The sequence below is a fragment of the Streptococcus sp. 10824 genome (genome assembly GCF_013276595.1).
GTDB lineage: Bacteria > Bacillota > Bacilli > Lactobacillales > Streptococcaceae > Streptococcus > Streptococcus pseudopneumoniae.
Genome location: NZ_VMLH01000004.1, coordinates 14,808 through 16,416 on the forward strand (window position 1 = coordinate 14,808; position 1,609 = coordinate 16,416).

Consider the following 1,609-nt stretch of genomic DNA (forward strand, 5'->3'; position numbering starts at 1 on the left):
ACGTGGTTTGAAGAGATTTGCGAAGAGTATTATCTTCATCTCGCGCTTGTCCCTTACCCTGCTTTTCCGATTGCGAGTGCATAGATAAAGAAGATGGCAAAGCCAAAGAGGAAAATCAATCCTGCAATGGCAAGGTGTTTGAGCCAAGAAGGAAGATTTTTGTTTTCACGCGTTACCAAGGCGTAGTTTAAAAGAGCGAAGAATGGTGTTGTCAGGAAAGAACCAATCATAGCAAAGCGGAGCATGGTTGACACCTGACCAGCGAAGAACTTGATAATGACGATACCGATGATAGCAGTGATGGTCATCCAGATGTTCAAAGATTTACGATTGTCTTCTTTTTGACTGATTAGCAGTCGGAGAGATTCCTGATTAACGCGAGAATAGCCATCAATAACAGTGATAACTGTTCCAAAGATACAGAGGAAGGCAATAAAGGTAATCAAGTAACGGGACCATTCGCCAAGAACAGAGGCATACATGCCTACGAATTGAGAGATGTATTTGGCTGAAGCAGCTTCAACCGCCTGCCCTGTAGGATACTGAATCAGTGCTCCCAGTGCCACAAAGAAGACGGCTAGGATAGCTGTTCCAATATAACCAGTGTTAAAGTCAAACAGAGCGTCTTCTTTGTTAAAGTTGACGGTCTTTCTCTTTTCAGCTGACCAAAGTGAATTGATAGATGAAATTTCAATAGGAGCAGGCATCCATCCTAGGAGGGAGACGATGAAGGGCAGAGCTGCCATTTGCCAAGGTGTCTTCTCGACAAAATCAGAACTGTATTCTGGATGCTTGACCGCTGCTATGATAACTGCAAGAACAGTTGCAATGGTCAAAGCTGACATGATCCATTTGACCATGCCGTCTAAAAGTTTGTAGCCTCCAAAGAGTAACATAGCCCAAATGATGGCAACGAGAATGAGGGACCACTGAGTGATGCTAAGACCAATCATTGGGAAGGCACTGGCGATGATAGCTGAGCACAGAATGGCAACACCAGCCGTGTTGACCATAGCCGAAAAGACATTGAGAATAAAGAAAATCCAGAGATAGAGTTTTCCTTTTTCGGCATAACCTTCAACCAAAGTCTTTCCAGTATCAGCTGTGTATTCAGCACCAAAACGGAAAAATGGATATTTAAAGACATTGGCTAAGATGACCAAGAGAAGTAGAGACCAACCGTAAGAACCGCCAGCTTGAGTGGAAGATACAATGTGGGAACCTCCAACAGCGGCAGTTGCCATTAGGATTCCAGGTCCCATTGCTTTTAGTTTACTTGTCCAGGTTGATTGATTTAACGAAATAGCTTGCGACATGATAAATACTCCTTTTTGAATTTTCAGAATAATCTGGATATGTAATCTATATTCTACAAAAAACTTTGGGAAAATGCAAGAATATTTTGAAAAAAGATAGAAAATTACAGAAAATTTACAAAGAAGATCTGAAAATAACTACTATGATAGCAATACTCTTCGAAAATCTCTTCAAACCACGTCAGCGTCGCCTTACCGTAGGTATGGTTACTGACTTCGTCAGTTCTATCCACAACCTCAAAACAATGTTTTGAGCAACCTGCGGTTAGCTTCCTAGTTTGCTCTTTGATTTT

At 41.7% G+C, this 1,609-nt stretch carries 2 protein-coding genes; both read right to left on the minus strand.

From position 1 onward, the window contains the following. Positions 1-53: 53 nt before the first annotated feature. Positions 54-1,316, minus strand: a complete 1,263-nt coding sequence (locus HT701_RS00630) for an NRAMP family divalent metal transporter (RefSeq protein ID WP_172931090.1) — start codon at positions 1,314-1,316, stop codon at positions 54-56. A gap of 104 nt (positions 1,317-1,420) precedes the next feature. Beyond that, the coding region (locus HT701_RS11230) for a hypothetical protein (RefSeq protein ID WP_205403481.1) at positions 1,421-1,609 on the minus strand (189 nt) is incomplete at its 5' end.